The sequence below is a fragment of the Mesorhizobium sp. M1A.F.Ca.IN.020.06.1.1 genome, assembly GCF_004023265.1.
GTDB lineage: Bacteria > Pseudomonadota > Alphaproteobacteria > Rhizobiales > Rhizobiaceae > Mesorhizobium.
Genome location: NZ_RZSR01000822.1, coordinates 1 through 2,735, shown reverse-complemented (window position 1 = coordinate 2,735; position 2,735 = coordinate 1). Strand labels below are relative to the sequence as shown.

The 2,735-nt window shown below is 64.7% G+C and carries 3 protein-coding genes; 2 read left to right on the top strand and 1 reads right to left on the bottom strand.

The features are described 5' to 3' along the window. A partial coding sequence (locus tag EOA60_RS27515; RefSeq protein ID WP_164899578.1) for a hypothetical protein occupies positions 1 to 182 on the bottom strand: 182 nt, incomplete at its 3' end. 205 nt (positions 183 to 387) lie between these two features. Here EOA60_RS27515 and EOA60_RS27510 point away from each other — a divergent pair. Beyond that, on the top strand, positions 388 to 1,341 hold the full coding sequence (locus EOA60_RS27510; RefSeq protein ID WP_127335609.1) for a D-alanyl-D-alanine carboxypeptidase family protein: 954 nt from the start codon (positions 388 to 390) through the stop codon (positions 1,339 to 1,341). 470 nt (positions 1,342 to 1,811) lie between these two features. Beyond that, on the top strand, positions 1,812 to 2,735 hold a 924-nt coding region (locus tag EOA60_RS27505), incomplete at its 3' end, for a DUF1003 domain-containing protein (RefSeq protein WP_095825534.1).

Below are 2,735 nucleotides of genomic sequence, written 5' to 3'. Positions count from 1 at the left end.
TTCAAGCGGCCGCCATCGGCCTCGATTTCCAGGGCGGCGATATGGCCGACGGCGAGATCGAGGGAGACCGAGATGCCTTTTGCGTTGATGCTGAGGGTGTCCATTGCCAAACCTCGAATCTTCGGTGACAACAAAGCCTGACCGGCGGCAGCGGCGCAAGCAGGGCGATAGGCATTTTGCATCAGGCGAATGCCACCAATTGTCGAACTCGGCGCTGCCGACCTTGAAGGCAATTCAACCTCCTGCAAACCGCCAAAAGCTGGGCAAATGCCTCATTCCCGCCGTTAACCAGTTGGACGGAGCGGATGCGGTACGCTAGCTTCGCCGCATCTCAGCAACCGTTTTTGAACAATCTTGTCCACTCCGCTTTCGCTCCTCCAGAAATTGATGACCGCGCTGGTGCTGCTGCTCCTCATTGCCGGCTGCACCACCGCCGCGCCGCCGGAAACCGTGCTGGCCGTGCCGGCGCAGCCGCAGAAATATGCCGCGATCGTGGTCGACGCTTCGACCGGCAAGACGCTGTTCGAGGTCAATTCGACGGCGCAGCGCTATCCCGCGTCGCTGACCAAGATGATGACGCTCTACATGCTGTTCGAGGCGCTGGAGAGCGGCCGGGTGAGCAAGGAGATGCAGATCCCAGTATCCAACCACGCCGCCTCGCAGCCGCCGACGAAGCTGCGCTTCAGGCGCGGCGAGACGATCGACGTCGATTCCGCCATCCGCGCCATGGTGGTGAAGTCGGCGAACGACGTGGCGGTGGCGGTGGGCGAATATCTCGGCGGCGGCAGCGAGGAGCAGTTCGCCGCCATGATGACCGCCAAGGCGCGCCAGCTCGGCATGACCAGCACCAATTTCCGCAACGCCTGCGGCCTGCCCGACGACGGCCAGGTGACCACGGCGCGCGACATGGCGGTGCTGGGCATCGCGCTCCAGCGCCGCTTCCCGCAGCATTTCCACTATTTCTCCGAAAGCGATTTCATGTTCCGCGGCCGGCTGGTGCGCGGCCATAACGACATGCTGGGACGGGTGCGTGGCGTCGATGGCATCAAGACCGGCTATATCCGCGCCTCCGGCTACAACATCGTCACCTCCTACAATGCCGACGGCAGGCATCTGATCGTGGTGGTGATGGGCGCCCAAAGCGCGCGCCAGCGCAACGACCATGTCGAGGCGCTGATCCAGCGCAGCTTGGCGCCGATGAGCGCCGATGCCCAGACGCGGCTGATGTACGCCGGGCAGCAGCCGGCCGGTTCTGCGCTTCCGGGTTTGCCGGCGCCGGGAGTGCCGGCGCCCAGTTTGCCGGCGCAAGGGTCGTCGCTGCCGGGTTTGCCGGCGCAGTAGCGAAGCCCGGGTGGCGGCGGCCTGCTCAAGCGACCGGCCAGATAGCCCGCCGGCGGTGACCATGGCTCCAGCGAGGCAGGACCGATGCGTTCGGCGGTGGCGCTGCCCCTCACCTGCCTGCCGGCATCCTCTCCCCGTAAGTGACGGGGAGAGGGGCGCTCTCATCGCCGGTTTCGCCAATAGCCAGCGGTGCAGAGGAAGGCGCCGAGCCTGCGCCCAGCCTCCTTCTCCCTATATAGGGAGAAGGTGCCGGCAGGCGGATGAGGGGCGGCGCTGCCCCGAGAGATTTGTTGTTGCTCAGCAAGCCCTTTCAACCGAATCTTCCCAGAATTGGATCTATGTCTTTCCGCGCCGAAAGCAGATCCATCCATCACAACAACTTGTTCGGTCACACCAGCTTCACAGTCGCGATGGATATGCCGCGCCGGCTCGGCGTATCGTATCGAAGCCCGAGAAGAGGAGCACTGAGCATGGCCGGCGACCCAAAGGCATCCGCGCAGACAATAGCCGACAACGAAAACGACTCGGGCGGCGAATATCTCGAGGCGGCCACCGTGCCGGAAGACCAGCATGAGGCGGCGGACGAGATCCTCGAAGCGCCGGAGGTGCCGGATTCCGAGCCGCACCTGCCCGGCACGGCGCGTGCAAAGCCCAAGAAAAAACCGTCGGCGATCAGCGGCCGGAAGTTCCGCAAGCGCGACCTGGTGCGCGTCGACGACCTGAGGCCGAGCCTCGCCGACCGCATCCGCTCCGACCATCCCGACCTGCCGCGCGGCGCCCGCATCAGCCGCGAGGAGCTCGCCCGCTACCGCATGCGCTACATGGAGGAATTGCTGCAGCAGGAGCATGGCGAATTCTCCGAGCTCGACCGCCAGGTGGTGGAATCGATCGCCAGACAGGACACGATCTCGGAGAACTCGGAAGAAGAGTTCGAGGAGCGCCGCTCCTTCGCCGACCGCGTCTCGGACGACATGGCGGCCTTCGGCGGCAGCTGGTGGTTCCTGATCTCGTTCGCGGCGGTGCTTCTGATCTGGATCGGCCTCAACCTCTTCGAGGGCGCGGCCGCCGCCTTTGATCCCTACCCATTCATCCTGCTCAACCTGCTCCTATCCTGCATCGCCGCCATCCAGGCGCCGATCATCATGATGAGCCAGAAGCGGCAGGAGGCGAAGGACCGGCTGCGCTCCTTCAACGACTACCGGGTGAACCTCAAGGCCGAGCTCGAAGTGCGGCACCTGCACGAAAAGCTCGACTACCTGATCTCACGCCAATGGCAGCGCCTGGCCGAGATGCAGCAGATGCAGCTTGATGCCATGCACGAGCTGACCTCGAAGAAGCAGAAGCGGGCGACGCGCGGGGTGCAGCGGAGGGTGGCGAAGAGCGAGGTGGAGGGG

Bases quoted from the DNA above. Each gene is read 5' to 3' on its own strand.
- EOA60_RS27510 (WP_127335609.1), top strand. From the start codon at position 388: ATGACCGCGCTGGTGCTGCTGCTCCTCATTGCCGGCTGCACCACCGCC.